The sequence below is a fragment of the Streptococcus sp. DFI.7.26 genome (assembly GCF_022240605.1).
In the GTDB taxonomy this organism is placed as follows: domain Bacteria; phylum Bacillota; class Bacilli; order Lactobacillales; family Streptococcaceae; genus Streptococcus; species Streptococcus xiaochunlingii.
In genome coordinates this window covers 183331-198347 of sequence record NZ_JAKOGN010000002.1, presented here as the reverse complement: position 1 = coordinate 198347, position 15017 = coordinate 183331, and the positions used below count along the sequence as shown (strand labels likewise).

Sequence of the window (15017 nt, the reverse complement as noted above, 5' to 3'; positions counted from 1 at the left end):
GAACAACTATTCCCTTTCTTTAAACGGAAAAACGTGCTAAAATAGAGTGAATATACAAATGAAAATGAAGAGGTAGAAACATGTCAAAAATTCTCGTTTTTGGTCACCAAAATCCGGACTCAGATGCTATCGGTTCATCTGTAGCCTTTGCTTATCTTGCAAAAGAAGCTTATGGTTTGGATACAGAAGCAGTAGCTCTTGGAACTCCAAATGAAGAAACTGCTTTCGTATTGGACTATTTTGGTGTGGAAGCACCACGCGTGATCACATCAGCTAAAGCAGAAGGTGCAGAGCAAGTCATCTTGACGGACCACAATGAATTCCAACAATCTGTTTCAGATATCGCTGAAGTAGAAGTTTACGGTGTAGTGGACCACCACCGTGTGGCTAACTTTGAAACTGCTAGCCCACTTTACATGCGTTTGGAGCCAGTTGGATCAGCATCTTCTATCGTGTACCGTATGTTCAAAGAACACGGTGTAGCAGTGCCAAAAGAAATCGCAGGTTTGATGCTTTCAGGTTTGATTTCAGATACTCTTCTTTTGAAATCTCCAACAACTCACCCATCTGATAAGGTGATTGCACCTGAATTGGCTGAATTGGCTGGTGTGAACTTGGAAGAATACGGTCTTGCCATGCTCAAGGCTGGTACCAACTTGGCAAGCAAATCAGCAGAAGAGTTGATTGACATTGATGCTAAGACTTTTGAATTGAACGGAAACAACGTTCGTGTGGCTCAAGTGAACACAGTTGATATTGCAGAAGTCTTGGAACGCCAAGCTGAAATCGAAGCAGCTATCCAAGAAGCAAATGCAGCTAACGGATACTCTGACTTTGTCTTGATGATTACAGATATCGTCAACTCAAACTCAGAAATTTTGGCTCTTGGTGCTAACATGGACAAAGTTGAAGCAGCCTTCAACTTCAAACTTGAAAACAACCATGCCTTCCTTCCAGGTGCCGTTTCACGTAAGAAACAAGTGGTTCCTCAATTGACTGAAAGCTTTAATGCATAAGGATTGATGGGGAAACCCATCGTTAAAAAGGAGTTTCGACTCCTTTTTTGCTAGGAGGAGACCATGTTAGAATCTGGCGATTTGATTTTTGTGAGAGAAAATACGGAAATGGGGCAGGCCATCCAGGCTTCGACAGGTAACTACAGTCACGTGGCTATCTTTTTGGACGGACAGATCTATCATGCTACGGTGGAAGGTGGTGTTCTTTCCCAGTCACCCGAAGATTTCTTTGAAGCTGGAAAAGTCTATGATCTTTATCGCTATACGGCGATTGATCACGAAGAAGTCAAAAAGCGAGCAGAGAGCCTTTTAGGAGCTCCCTACAATGCGTCCTTTTATCCAGATGGAGATGGTTTCTATTGTTCCCAATTCATCGCTGAACTACTTCCTATCTTTGAAACCATTCCCATGAAGTTTGGAGATGGGGAAGAGGAGATTAGTCCGTTCTGGCTGGATTACTACAAGGAGCTTGGTCTAGCTGTTCCTTTAGATCAGCCCGGGACCAACCCGAGTCAGTTAGCCCAATCACCACAGCTACAGTTTAAAGAAAGGTATTTGGATGATTCAGATCATTAATCCCACACGTTTGACACGTCAGCCATTTTTCAAGGACTTGATCAACTATCTGGACCAGCAGGATGATGTGATCCTGCGGCAAATCAAGGCCCAATTTCCAGATCAACCAGTGGATAAGCTGATGGAGGAGTATATCAAAGCGGGCTTCATCCTTCGAGAAAATAAACGCTACACTCTCAATTTGCCTTTCTTAGAGTCAGCTGATCGAGTTGAACTGGATCAAGAGGTCTTTGTTCGAGAGGACAGTGCAGTTTATCAAGAATTAAAAGCCAAGGTCTTCCAAACAGAACTCCGCAACACGACCAATGCAGCAATTCTCATAGATGAGACTGACTTCGAACGACATGCACAGACTCTTTCCAATTACTTCTACAAGGTGCAACACCAATATCCATTGACAGAGGAACAAGAAAAGCTCTATGTCATTTTAGGCGATGTCAATCCTGAGTATGCTCTCAAGTATATGACCAGCTTTTTGCTCAAGTTCCTCAAAAAAGAAGAAGTCCAGCAAAAGCGCAGAGACATCTTTGTCGATAGTTTAGAAGTCTTAGGCTATATCCGCAAAAATGATGAAGGAAAATATGAATTAGCAGTGGACTTGGATAAGGAAAGACTGATGTTTATCAAACAATAAAAAAGGCTAGGAATTTTCCTAGCCTTCTTTCGTTTGATTATAGGTAACGTTCAGCAATGGCAGCATCACCTGGATATTCTTCTTTTACGCCATTGACGATTTGGTAGCAGTCAGCTCCTTTTCCGGCGATAATGACGGCATCTTCAGGCTTGCTGGTCGTTGCCATAGCCAGTTGAATGGCTTGTTCGCGATCTGCGATTTTTTCGACAGGTCGCGTGATGAAACTGCTAATCTCTTCAGCGATAGCCAAAGGATCTTCATAGTTGGGATCATCCGCAGTGAGGAAGACTTGGATTTCAGGATGGTCTTCTAAGAGTAAGCCAAAGTCTTTGCGGCGGCTTTCTCCCTTATTACCGGTTGATCCAAGGACTAGTGAAATGGTCCCCGTTTGATGGGTTTCAACAACTGAGAGTAGTTTTTTCAAGCTATCTCCATTATGGGCGTAGTCGATGAAGACCTTGGCTCCATTATGCTGAGTCAAGACTTCCATTCGGCCAGGAACGCGCGTCTTGGCAATTCCTTTTTGGATATCCTCGAGACTCGCTCCTAGACGAAGGCAGGCAAGACCTGCAGCCACAGCATTTTCTTGGTTGAAGTGACCGATGAGCTGGATATCATAATCTCCCGCCAGCTTGCCAGTGACAGAAAAGCTAAAGGCTTTTGAGTTCTGGACTTGGTTGCTTGATTGACTACCGTATAAGTCGTGGTCTTGCTCAGCGACTTGTTCCGCAAGAATCTCAAAATGATCCATATCGCTATTGACGACAACAGCACGGCTATTTTCCATCAAGAGACGTTTGTGGTAGAAATAGTCTTCGAAGGTTGGATGCTCAATTGGTCCAATATGGTCAGGGCTGATGTTGAGGAAGACACCGACATCAAAGGTCAGACCGTAAACCCGTTTCACCAAATAAGCTTGGCTAGAAACTTCCATAATCAGGTGGGTCCGATCGTTGGCAACTGCCTGGGCCATCATTTCAAAAAGATCAATGCTTTCTGGAGTGGTCAAGGTTGACTTGAAGAAGGTCTTGCCATCCAAGGTTGTATTCATAGTGGATAGCATGGCTGGACGGTGTCCTTGCTCAAGAATCTTGTAGGCATAGTAAGCAGAAGTCGTTTTGCCCTTGGTCCCTGTAAAAGCTAAGAGTTTTAGCTGGCGCTCAGGGTGGCCATAGAATTCCATGGCAATCAAGCTCATAGCCTGTTTGATATCCGTAACGATAATGGCAGGGATGCTGACCTCAAAGTCTTGCTCAGCGACATACCACTGGAGACCTTGGTCGATTGCTTGTTCCAAAAATTCTTTCTTGAAATTTGCCCCCTTGACAAAAAAGAGGGTCTCAGCGTTGACCTTTCGACTATCGTAGCTTATTTGATTAAAAGAAACACCACTTGCTGAATAGTGGTATTCTCCGTCTTGTAGGATCTCACGAAAGTTGTGATCCTCTTTTAAAATGTTTAGTACAGTTTCTATCTTTATCATAATCCTATTTTAAACTGAAAGACCTTATTTTACAAGTGTAAAGGAAAAGTTTATAATGAAAGAAGACTATAAACTAGAGGAAACATATGAGTAACGAAACAAGTAATCAACAGGCCCAGATGCTTCGAGGTACAGTCTGGTTAACAGCCAGTAATTTCATTAGTCGTCTCTTAGGTGCGGCCTATATCATCCCTTGGTATATATGGATGGGCAAACATGGAGCAGAGGCAAACGGTCTCTTTACCATGGGCTACAATATCTACGCTTGGTTTTTGCTGATTTCAACAGCAGGCGTCCCGGTAGCAGTCGCTAAGCAGGTGGCCAAGTACAATACCAAGGGGCAAGAAGAACACAGTTTTGCCATGATTCGTGGCTTCCTTAAGTTCATGTCTTTATTGGGCTTGGTTTTTGCCATTATCATGTATGTGCTTTCTCCAGTCTTTGCAAACCTATCAGGAGGTGGGAAAGACCTAATCCCTGTCATGCAGAGCCTGTCTTGGGCGGTCCTCATTTTCCCTTCCATGAGTGTCATTCGTGGCTTCTTCCAAGGGCATAACAATCTGAAACCTTATGCTATCAGTCAAATTGCTGAGCAAGTGATTCGGGTTATCTGGATGCTCTTGACAGCCTACTTCATTATGAAAGTCGGCTCAGGTGATTACGTTGAAGCCGTGACCCAGTCCACTTTTGCAGCCTTTATTGGGATGGGAGCGAGTCTTCTAGTCCTCGTCTATTACCTCTGGAAAACAGGGCTTCTACAGCACATTATCCATCGCCCGGAGTCTGATAGCCAGATTGATACCAAGGCTCTCTTGTGGGATACTATTCGTGAAGCGATTCCGTTCATTGTGACAGGATCAGCCATTCAACTCTTCCAAATCATCGACCAGATGACCTATAGCAATGTCATGTCTTGGTTCACCAACTTCACTCGTTCAGAGCTTTTGGTTCAGTTCAGTTACTTCTCAGCGAATCCGAACAAGATTACCATGATTTTAATTGCAGTTGCGACATCGATCGGTGGGGTGGGAATCCCTCTCCTAACAGAGAACTATGTCAAGGGTGATTTCCGGGCTGCAGGTAAGCTGGTTCAAGATAATTTGACCATGCTAGTAGCCTTCTTGCTTCCAGCGACGATTGGAGCAGTAGCCATTGCAGAGCCTCTCTATACGGTCTTTTACGGGAAACCTGATTCCCTAGCTTTGGGACTCTTTATCCTAGCGATGTTGCAAACGGTCATTCTAGGCTTGTATACGGTCCTTTCTCCAATGATCCAGGCTCTTTTCCAAAATCGGAAGGCAATTCTTTACTTTGGTTATGGAGTATTGGTAAAACTGATTCTCCAAGTACCGTTCATTTATCTCTTTAAAGCTTATGGTCCTCTTCTTTCTACTACGATTGGTCTCATGATTCCGATTGTCCTTATGTACAAGGAAATTCATCAGGTGACTCATTTCAATCGCAAGACAGTCTTTAAACGGAGCTTATTGACTGCTATTCTCACCTTGATTATGCTCTTAGTAGTCCTAGTTGCAGGCTTGATCCTTGGTTTGGTGATCAAACCAAATGGTCGAGTGACCAGTATGATCTATGTAGCTCTGATTGGTGGTGTGGGAATCGTTGTATACGGTAGCCTCGGTCTTCGTCTTCGTTTCTTAGATCGCTTCATTGGTAGTAAGGCAGCTAGTCTTCGAAATAAATTTCATATTTCATAATCAGTAGAGGTTGGGGCTATCCCACCTCTTTTTTCATTATAGTTTGAAGCTATATCTAGCTCTTGAAAAAGGAAAAACCGAATCATCTAAAGAAGTGATACAATAGAGACAATTGAATTTACGTCCATTGGAGGTTTGTATGAGTCACAAAAAGAATATTAACACCATCCTAGCTCAAGCGGGAATCAAGTCGGATCCAGCAACAGGGGCTTTGATTACTCCGCTTCATTTTTCAACCACTTACCAGCATCCAGAGTTTGGTCAATCTACTGGTTTTGACTATATCCGTACCAAGAATCCGACGCGGGTAAACGCTGAAAAGACCTTGGCAGCTATTGAGAGTGCAGAGCATGCCTTGGTGACGAGCTCAGGTATGTCTGCCATTGTCTTAGCCTTTAGTATTTTTCCAGTTGGCAGTAAGGTCTTGGCAGTAAGAGATCTTTATGGAGGCTCTTTCCGTTGGTTCAACCAAATGGAACAAGAAGGACGCTTTTTCTTTACCTATGCAAATTCAGAAGAAGAGTTGGTAGAAGGATTGAAGGGAGAGGTGGATATTCTCTATATTGAAACACCTACTAACCCACTCATGCTGGAGTTTGATATCCAGATATTAGCTAAACTCGCTCATGAAAAAGGGGCAAAAGTGATTGTAGACAATACCTTCTATAGCCCTATCTACCAACGTCCAATTGAAGAAGGAGCAGATATCGTCCTTCACTCAGCGACCAAGTATCTAGCGGGTCATAATGACGTTTTGGCTGGTGTTGTAGTGACTGATGATGAAGGTCTCTATGAGCAACTCTTTTATAACTTAAACACAACTGGAGCTGTTCTCTCTCCTTTTGACAGCTACCAATTGATCCGTGGGTTAAAAACCTTAGCCCTTCGAATGGAGCGCTCTACAGAAAACGCGAAGAAGGTAGTGGAATTCTTGAAGGGGCATCCAGCTGTTAAGGAAGTCTTGTATACCGGCAAGGGAGGCATGGTTTCCTTTAAAGTAAGCCATCAAGAAAAAATTCCAACCATTTTAAACCACTTGCAAGTCTTTACCTTTGCAGAGAGCTTGGGTGGAGTGGAGAGTTTGATTACCTACCCAACTACACAGACCCACGCAGATATTCCTGCAGAGGTTCGTCATTCCTATGGGTTAACGGATGACTTGCTTCGCCTTTCCATCGGAATTGAAGATGCACGGGATTTGATTGAGGATTTAGAACAAGCATTGGCTAGATAGGAGTCCATCATGGGAAAAGAACAATTTTTGACTGTCCCTAATCGTTTGGGGCATCATACTAGCAAGTGGAAGGAGTCAGAGCAAGATCCAGAACTTCTTCCTGCTTGGATTGCAGATATGGATTTTGAATCCTTGCCTGCGGTTCGACAAGCCATTCGAGATTACGCGGATCAATTGGTCTACGGCTACACCTATCCTAGTGAAGAGCTTTACCAGGCTGTTCAGAATTGGGAAAAGTCAGAGCATGGATATGTTTTTGAGAAGGAAGCCATTGTCTTTATGGAGGGTGTGGTTCCGTCTATTTCGACGGCTATTCAGGCTTTCACTAAGGAAGGCGAGGCTGTTCTCATCAATACGCCAGTCTATCCACCCTTTGCCCGTAGTGTCCGCCTTAATCAACGCAAATTAGTGACCAATTCCTTAGTAGAAGTGGATGGACTCTTCCAAATTGATTTTGAGCAATTGGAGAAAGACTTTGAAGAGCACCAAGTCAAGCTCTACATCCTGTGCAATCCTCATAACCCAGGCGGTCGCGTCTGGGAACGAGAAGTCCTAGAAAAGATTGGTCGTCTCTGTCAAAAACATGGGGTCTTGCTTGTTTCAGATGAAATTCACCAAGACTTGGTGCTATTTGGAAATCGGCACGTATGTTTTAATACGGTAGATCCAAGCTTTAAGGACTTCACCCTTGTCTTATCGAGTGCGACCAAAACCTTCAACATCGCAGGGACAAAAAATTCCTATGCCATCATCGAAAATGATGCACTAAGAAAATCCTTCCAAGCTCAGCAGTTGCGAAACAATCAACATGAAATTTCTGCCCTTGGCTTTATCGCCACCGAAGTAGCCTATCAGAATGGAAAAGCTTGGTTAGAGGACTTAAAGGAAGTCTTGGAAGAAAATATCGATTACACTGTAGAAGTTTTGCGTGAGCAGACAGACATTGGTGTGATGAAACCGCAAGGGACCTATCTAATCTGGCTTGATTTTTCTGCCTACGGTTTGTCAGAGGAAGAACTCCATGCTCGACTTCATGACCAGGCCAAGGTCATCCTCAATAAAGGGACAGACTTTGGAGTAGAAGGGAAGCAACATGCCCGCCTCAATGTGGCAACTCCGAAAACCCTAGTCCAAGAGATTGTCGATCGGATCGTAACAAATTTTCCTAAAAAAGGTTGATTTTAAGGGTTGACTTTTCTATAGGGGAGGAGTATACTCAAGGGGAATAACGGTAGGTGAGGCTACCACAAGGATACGGATGACTACCGCAAAGCAGTGGAGACACTACTCGTTGGTCAACAGTCCTGATCGCAAAGGTCAAGACTAAGCTCATTTCATTGCCTTGCGGAGCTAAAGCTTGGACGGTCTATTTTTTGAGAATTTTTATTAAAAAATAAACGACGAGTTTAATGAGTCCTACCTGTAAAAGGGGAGGGCTCTTTTCTTATGCTTAAGAAGCCTCTCACCTATCAAGTAGAAAAGGAGAGCACTATGATACAAATCGACGATCATCCCGAACCGCACATAGCCAGCCAATCGCTGATTTGTGTCATCGGGACTCTATAAGCGTTTGGCTCCTGATTTAAAAGGAGATTCCAATGCAAACAACAAAAGAAAGACTCATTGCTGCATTGCAAGATGCAGAAACAGAAACCTTAGCAACCTATCAATCTAGCTGGTCTGGCTTGACGGAAGACCAAGTGGAGGAGAACCGGGATAGCTATGGAGAAAATGTCCTCACAAAGGGGCAAGATGATTCTATCTGGAAACGGATTGTTGAATCCATCATCAATCCCTTCACAGTCATCTTACTGCTCATTGCCCTTGTTTCTCTGGTGACCAATGTTTGGTTAGCCAAACCAGGTGAGGAAGATCCAACGACCTCTCTCATCATCGTCGTTCTCGTCCTTCTCTCTGGAGGGATTCGCTTTATCCAAGAATTGCGAAGTGACAAGGCTGCTAGCAACCTTTCTCGCATGATTGTCAATACTGCAACGGTGATTCGAGAAGGCAAAGAAGAAGAAATTCCCATTGATGAAATCGTTGTGGGAGACTTGATCAAACTGAGTGCAGGCGACATGATCCCAGCAGATGTGGTCTTGTTGGATTCACGAGACTTCTTCGTTCAACAGTCTGGTTTGACTGGAGAGAGCGATGCTGTCGAAAAAGTCTGCTTGAAAAAAGCGACTGGCCAAAATCTGGACAGTCTTTTGGAGAGTGAAAGTCTAGCTTTCATGGGGACCAATGTCATCTCGGGTCGAGCAACAGCCTTGGTCTTGGTCGTTGGGGATGAAACCATGATGGGAGCGATTGAGCAAACCATCAATACGTATGATGAACCAACCTCTTTTGAACGAGAAATGAACACCATCTCTTGGTTGTTGATCCGACTTATGATGGTCATGGTACCCATCGTCTTCTTTATCAATGGTTTGACAGATGGGGATTGGCTGGAAGCAGGGGTCTTTGCCCTTAGTGTAGGGGTGGGTTTGACTCCGGAAATGCTCCCAATGATTATCACCGCTAGCCTGGCCAAGGGTTCCATTATCATGGCCAAAGAAAAGGTGGTCATCAAAAAGCTCAACGCTATTCAAGACTTAGGAGCTATCGATATCCTCTGTACCGACAAGACAGGAACCTTGACCCAAGATGAGATTGTACTCGAATACCCCCTCGACATTCGTGGAGACTTGGATTTGTCCGTCCTTCGTCGGGCCTACCTCAACTCTTACTTCCAAACCGGCCTCAAAAACTTGATGGACCGCGCTATTATCAGTCGGACAGAAAGAGAAGCTAAGAAACATGAGATTGTCAGAGGCTTGGACCAAAGCTTCCAAAAAATTGATGAATTGCCTTTTGACTTTGAACGCCGGCGGATGAGTGTCATTGTCAAAGATGAGGGGGGAATCGTGAGCATGGTCACCAAGGGAGCCTTGGAAGAAATGCTAGCAGTCTCTAACTATGTAGAATACAAGGATGAGATTATCCCCCTAACAGATCAAGTGCGGGAAGACGTCTTGGCAGAGGTGGCTCAGCTGAATGAACAAGGTTTGCGCGTGCTAGGGGTTAGTTACAAATCAAATCTTGAGGAAGGCTATGCCTTTGAAGTGGCAGATGAAGCAGACATGATCTTGACAGGCTACCTAGCCTTCTTAGATCCACCAAAACCATCTGCAGCACCAGCCATCAATACCCTTGCGGAATATGGAGTTGCTACTAAAATCCTTACGGGTGATAATGAGAAAGTGACCCAAGCGGTTTGTGAAAAGGTGGGACTGGATGTTGACCGCATTTTGCTGGGTAGCGATATCGACAGTCTCTCTGATTCAGACTTGGCTCAAGCGGTAGAAACCACCACCGTTTTTGCAAAATTATCTCCAGATCAAAAAGCACGCATTATCTTGCAACTCAAAGCAAATGGCCACAAGGTCGGCTATATGGGAGATGGGATCAACGATGCTCCTTCTATGAAAGTGGCAGATGTGGGGATTTCGGTTGATACAGCTGTCGATATTGCCAAAGAAACAGCAGATGTTATCCTACTGGATAAGGACTTGATGGTCCTCGAAAAAGGCTTGGTAGAGGGCCGCAAGGTTTATGCCAATATGACCAAGTACATCAAGATGACCGTTTCTTCTAATTTCGGGAATATCTTCTCCCTTCTCTTTGCTAGTATTTTCCTTCCTTTCCTTCCAATGGCCCCTATCCATCTCATCGTTTTGAACTTGGTTTATGACCTTTCCTGTATCGCCTTGCCTTTTGACCGAGTGGATAAGGACTTCTTGAAGAAACCTCGGATTTGGGAAGCAAAATCCATTACCCGCTTTATGGCCTGGTTTGGTCCTATTTCCTCTGTCTTTGACATCTTGACCTTTATCGCTCTCTACTTTATCATCGTACCTATGATTACAGGCTATGGCTATGTCCATGGAGCAGACAGTGCGGGACTCTTCATCATGCTCTTTCAAACCGGCTGGTTTATCGAGTCCATGTGGTCCCAAACTATGGTCATCTATATGCTCCGCTCTCCAAAATTGCCTTTTGTTCAAAGTCGGCCAGCCCTTGCAGTCATGGCAACGACCCTATTGGGCGCCCTCTTTGTGACCTTCCTACCATATGGCCCACTGGCTTCCTTGTTGAAAGTAGCGCCACTAAATAGTCTTTACTTCCTATTACTAGCGGGAATCCTTTTCCTTTATATGGCAAGTGTCACCCTGGTCAAACACTATTATATTGGCAAGTACAAAGAGTGGCTATAAGATAGTCATTAAAATAAGAAAAGAAAAGGTTTGCATATTTGTAGGCCTTTTTCTTCCTTTTTGATATAATAAGATGAATATAGAGAAAGAAGGAACCACAATGGGAAAACTTGAAGTTATTAAACATCCACTGATTCAGCATAAATTGTCTATTTTGCGTCGGACTGATACCTCTACAAAGGCTTTTCGTGAATTAGTAGATGAAATTGCTATGTTGATGGGATACGAAGTTTTGCGCGAACTTCCTCTTGAAGATGTAGAAATCGAAACACCCATCACAAAGACAGTTCAAAAACAGATTGCTGGTAAAAAACTAGCGATTGTTCCAATCCTTCGTGCAGGGATCGGGATGGTAGACGGACTCTTGAGTTTGGTACCCGCTGCTAAAGTTGGTCACATCGGAATGTACCGTGATGAAGAAACCTTGAAACCAGTTGAATACTTGGTGAAATTGCCAGAAGATATCGACCAACGTCAAATCTTTATCGTAGACCCAATGTTGGCGACTGGGGGATCTGCAATCTTAGCGGTAGATTCATTAAAGAAACGTGGTGCAAGCCATATTAAATTTGTCTGCTTAGTTGCAGCACCAGAAGGAGTGGAAGCACTTCAAACAGCTCATCCGGATGTCGAAATCTTTGCTGCAGCCTTGGATGAACGCCTCAACGAAAACGGCTATATCGTTCCAGGTTTGGGTGATGCTGGGGACCGTTTGTTTGGTACCAAATAAGCACATTTCCAATCCATCTTTAGGAAAGTGAAAATTTGACCTTTGTTGACCAATGGGATATAATAGCTTTTATAAAGAATGGAAGGAGAGCTAGCCTCTCGAATCAACCGGATGAAACTCGTGAGATGGTGCCGGTTATAATGGATAAAAGGAGATGAATGAATGATTCCAGTAGTAATTGAACAAACTAGTCGTGGCGAACGCTCATACGACATTTACTCACGCCTCTTAAAAGACCGTATTATCATGGTGACAGGACCGGTAGAAGACCAAATGGCCAATTCGATTATTGCCCAATTGCTCTTCTTGGATGCCCAAGATAATACCAAAGATATCTATATGTATATCAATACGCCAGGAGGCTCTGTCTCTGCAGGTTTGGCAATCGTCGATACCATGAACTTTATCAAATCAGACGTCCAAACCATCGTCATGGGGATGGCAGCTTCAATGGGGACTGTGATTGCATCAAGTGGTGCCAAAGGCAAACGCTTCATGTTGCCAAATGCTGAGTACATGATCCACCAACCAATGGGTGGTACTGGTGGCGGTACTCAACAAACGGATATGGCCATTGCAGCAGAACACCTCTTGAAAACACGTCACAGATTGGAAAAAATCTTGGCAGAAAATTCAGGTCAAACCATCAAGAAAATCCACGCTGATGCAGAACGGGATAATTGGATGACTGCAGAAGAAACCTTAGCTTATGGTTTCATCGATGAAATCATGGCTAACAACAATCTCGGATAAGAAATCTTAACCATCCAGCCCTCTCCTTTGACAGGAGAGGTTTTTTAGGACATTCTTTACTTTCTAGAAAAAGATAGTATTTTTACCTGAAATTTGCTATACTTGTAACAGAAGCAGAAAGGGATTGTGTATGTTTGAGAAGCAAGCTAGAACAGGCTTAATTGTAAAATTGTATTATAATCGAGATGCAAAGAAATTACAGGAAATTGGGGATGTGATCTATCATTCCAAAAAAATGCGCTATGTCCAGGTCTATGTCGATAGTCCTCAAGTTCTTGAAATTATGCAACAATTAAAAAAAGAACGCTTTGTAAAGAAGGTTCAAATTTGCCATATTCAAGAATTGGATCGTGATTTTGTAGGAAGTTTGCATCGTCAACAGGATGAAACACAAGTAGAAAACGCAATCATTTAAAGGATTGCGTTTTTTATATTGACAATTGTCAGATAATTCGGTATATTCTTAATATGTATTTATTTTAAGATTATTTAAGGAGATTATTACAAATGAAGAAAAAATTTGCTCTTTCATTTTTAACAATTGCAAGTGTCGCTCTTCTTGCGGCCTGTGGTGAAGTTTCAACTTCAGGTTCAAACACAACTGGTAACGAAATCGGCAAAGAACTAAAAATCGGTTTTAACTTTGAAAAAACTGGTGAAGTAGCAGCATATGGTAGTGCTGAACAAAAAGGTGCTCAATTAGCCGTTGATGAAATCAATGCTAATGGTGGAGCTGATGGTAAGAAGATTGTTGTCACAGACAAAGATAACAAATCTGAAACAGCTGAAGCAGCTACAATCACTACAAACCTTGTCACTCAATCAAAAGTGAACGCTCTTGTAGGGCCTGCTACTTCAGGTGCCACTGCCGCAGCTGTTGCGAATGCTGGTAAAGCAGGTGTTCCATTGGTAACACCATCAGCAACACAAGATAATTTGACAAAAGGTCAAGATTACCTTTTCCGTGCAACCTTCATCGATAGCTTCCAAGGACAAATCATTGCTAAATATACAACGGATAACTTGAAAGCGAAGAAAGTTGTTCTTTACTACGATAATTCATCTGACTATGCTAAAGGGATTGCTGAAGCCTTTAAGAAATCTTATAAAGGTGAAATCGTAGCAACAGAAACTTTCCAATCTAAGGATACAGACTTCCAAGCTGCTCTTACAAAAATCAAAGACAAAGACTTCGATGCGATTGTCCTTCCAGGGTACTACACTGAAACTGGTAAAATCGTAAACCAAGCACGTGGTATGGGAATCAAACAACCAATCATTGGTGGTGATGGATTTAGCGATGCTAAATTCGTTGAACAAGCAACACCTGCTGCAGCTACAGACATCTACTACGTAGCTGGATTCTCTACTGAAGGTGAAATGACTGATAAAGCCAAAAAATTCGTAGAAGCTTATAAAGCAAAATACAACGAAGAACCTTCAATGTTTGCAGCTTTGGCGTATGATTCAGTTTACATGGTTGCAGAAGCATCTAAAGGTGCTAAGAACTCTGTCGAATTGAAAGACAACCTTGCGAAGTTGAAAGACTTGGAAGGTGTTACTGGTACAATGTCTATTGACAAAGACCATAATCCGGTTAAATCTGCACTTATGATTGGCTTAAAAGATGGTAAAGTTGAGTCAGTTGAGTCGGTTAAACCTTAATTATCATTTGTTGTTTGTACAAGAGGCTGGGAGAATGAAAATTCCTGGCCTCGCTCTTTATTATTAGAAAGGATGGTTCAAATGCTCCAGCAATTAGTGAACGGTCTAATCTTGGGAAGTGTCTATGCACTCTTGGCCCTTGGTTATACTATGGTGTATGGAATTATCAAATTGATCAACTTTGCCCATGGGGATATCTACATGGTAGGTGCCTTTATGGGGTATTTCTTATTGAACTCATTGAAAGTTAACTTCTTTGTAGCCTTGCTTCTAGCTATGGTCGGGACAGCTATTTTAGGGGTTGTGATTGAATATCTGGCTTATCGTCCGCTTCGTCATTCGACTCGGATTGCAGCCTTGATCACAGCCATCGGGGTTTCCTTCTTGCTTGAATATGGGATGGTCTTCTTTGTAGGGGCCAATACCCGTTCCTTCCCGCAAGTCATTGAAACTGTTCGTTACAACTTTGGTCCTATTTCGATCTCTAACATTCAGTTGATGATCTTGGGAGTGTCTATTTTCTTGATGGTCGCTCTTCAATTTATTATCCAAAAGACAAAGATGGGGAAAGCCATGCGTGCCGTTTCTGTCGACAGCGATGCCGCTCAATTGATGGGGATTAACGTAAACCGGACCATCAGCTTTACCTTTGCCTTGGGATCAGCTTTGGCAGGTGCTGGTGGGGTTTTGATCGGTTTGTATTACAACTCGATCGAGCCTTTGATGGGGATGACACCAGGAATCAAAGCCTTTGTCGCAGCCGTTCTTGGAGGAATCGGAATCATTCCAGGTGCTGCCCTAGGTGGATTTGTCATCGGTTTGTTGGAAACCTTCGCTACAGCGATCGGTCTTTCAGACTTCCGTGATGCCATTGTGTATGCTATCTTGATTGTGATCTTGCTCATCCGTCCAGCAGGTATCCTCGGTAAAAATGTGAAAGAGAAGGTGTAAG

General features: G+C 43.3%; 13 protein-coding genes and 1 riboswitch. Of the genes, 12 read left to right on the top strand and 1 reads right to left on the bottom strand.

All coding sequences use genetic code 11. The features are described from left to right. The first annotated feature begins 80 nt into the window (after nucleotides 1-80). From L0M85_RS03640 to L0M85_RS03630, 3 genes are all read left to right on the top strand, one after another. Entirely contained in the window at nucleotides 81-1016 is a 936-nt protein-coding gene (locus L0M85_RS03640; protein WP_048789551.1) for a manganese-dependent inorganic pyrophosphatase, read from the top strand. A gap of 63 nt (nucleotides 1017-1079) precedes the next feature. Next, nucleotides 1080-1592: a YiiX/YebB-like N1pC/P60 family cysteine hydrolase gene (locus L0M85_RS03635; protein ID WP_238656509.1), complete on the top strand. Its 513-nt coding sequence runs from the start codon at nucleotides 1080-1082 to the stop codon at nucleotides 1590-1592. Then, nucleotides 1576-2226 (top strand): DUF1803 domain-containing protein, encoded by a 651-nt coding sequence (locus tag L0M85_RS03630; RefSeq protein ID WP_238656508.1) that lies wholly within the window; start codon nucleotides 1576-1578, stop codon nucleotides 2224-2226. Before L0M85_RS03635 ends, L0M85_RS03630 begins: the two co-directional genes overlap by 17 nt. A gap of 37 nt (nucleotides 2227-2263) precedes the next feature. Here the strand turns inward: L0M85_RS03630 and L0M85_RS03625 are convergent, their stop codons facing one another. Next, nucleotides 2264-3709, bottom strand: a complete 1446-nt coding sequence (locus L0M85_RS03625) for a UDP-N-acetylmuramoyl-L-alanyl-D-glutamate--L-lysine ligase (RefSeq protein ID WP_238656507.1) — start codon at nucleotides 3707-3709, stop codon at nucleotides 2264-2266. Nucleotides 3710-3795: 86 nt separating this feature from the next. Between L0M85_RS03625 and L0M85_RS03620 the strand changes: the two genes are divergently transcribed. The 9 genes from L0M85_RS03620 (at nucleotide 3796) to L0M85_RS03580 (ending at nucleotide 15016) form a co-directional block, all read left to right on the top strand. Then, entirely contained in the window at nucleotides 3796-5424 is a 1629-nt protein-coding gene (locus L0M85_RS03620; protein ID WP_238656506.1) for a polysaccharide biosynthesis protein, read from the top strand. A 139-nt stretch (nucleotides 5425-5563) separates the two neighbouring features. Next, nucleotides 5564-6658, top strand: coding sequence for a cystathionine gamma-synthase (locus L0M85_RS03615; RefSeq protein ID WP_238656505.1), 1095 nt, complete (start codon nucleotides 5564-5566; stop codon nucleotides 6656-6658). Between the two features lie 9 nt (nucleotides 6659-6667). Beyond that, entirely contained in the window at nucleotides 6668-7837 is a 1170-nt protein-coding gene (locus tag L0M85_RS03610) for a MalY/PatB family protein (RefSeq protein ID WP_238656504.1), read from the top strand. 41 nt (nucleotides 7838-7878) lie between these two features. Beyond that, a riboswitch (M-box (ykoK) riboswitch) is annotated at nucleotides 7879-8033 on the top strand. A 223-nt stretch (nucleotides 8034-8256) separates the two neighbouring features. Then, nucleotides 8257-10917, top strand: a complete 2661-nt coding sequence (gene mgtA / locus L0M85_RS03605; protein WP_238656503.1) for a magnesium-translocating P-type ATPase — start codon at nucleotides 8257-8259, stop codon at nucleotides 10915-10917. Between the two features lie 100 nt (nucleotides 10918-11017). Then, nucleotides 11018-11647, top strand: a complete 630-nt coding sequence (gene upp / locus L0M85_RS03600) for a uracil phosphoribosyltransferase (protein ID WP_048789561.1) — start codon at nucleotides 11018-11020, stop codon at nucleotides 11645-11647. A 162-nt stretch (nucleotides 11648-11809) separates the two neighbouring features. Then, nucleotides 11810-12400: an ATP-dependent Clp protease proteolytic subunit gene (locus L0M85_RS03595; RefSeq protein WP_023024046.1), complete on the top strand. Its 591-nt coding sequence runs from the start codon at nucleotides 11810-11812 to the stop codon at nucleotides 12398-12400. Nucleotides 12401-12530: 130 nt separating this feature from the next. Beyond that, entirely contained in the window at nucleotides 12531-12815 is a 285-nt protein-coding gene (locus L0M85_RS03590; RefSeq protein ID WP_048689712.1) for a DUF2129 domain-containing protein, read from the top strand. 92 nt (nucleotides 12816-12907) lie between these two features. Next, nucleotides 12908-14065, top strand: a complete 1158-nt coding sequence (locus tag L0M85_RS03585) for an ABC transporter substrate-binding protein (protein WP_006595827.1) — start codon at nucleotides 12908-12910, stop codon at nucleotides 14063-14065. An 81-nt stretch (nucleotides 14066-14146) separates the two neighbouring features. After that, nucleotides 14147-15016, top strand: a complete 870-nt coding sequence (locus L0M85_RS03580) for a branched-chain amino acid ABC transporter permease (RefSeq protein ID WP_009731472.1) — start codon at nucleotides 14147-14149, stop codon at nucleotides 15014-15016. The last annotated feature ends 1 nt before the right edge of the window (nucleotide 15017 follow it).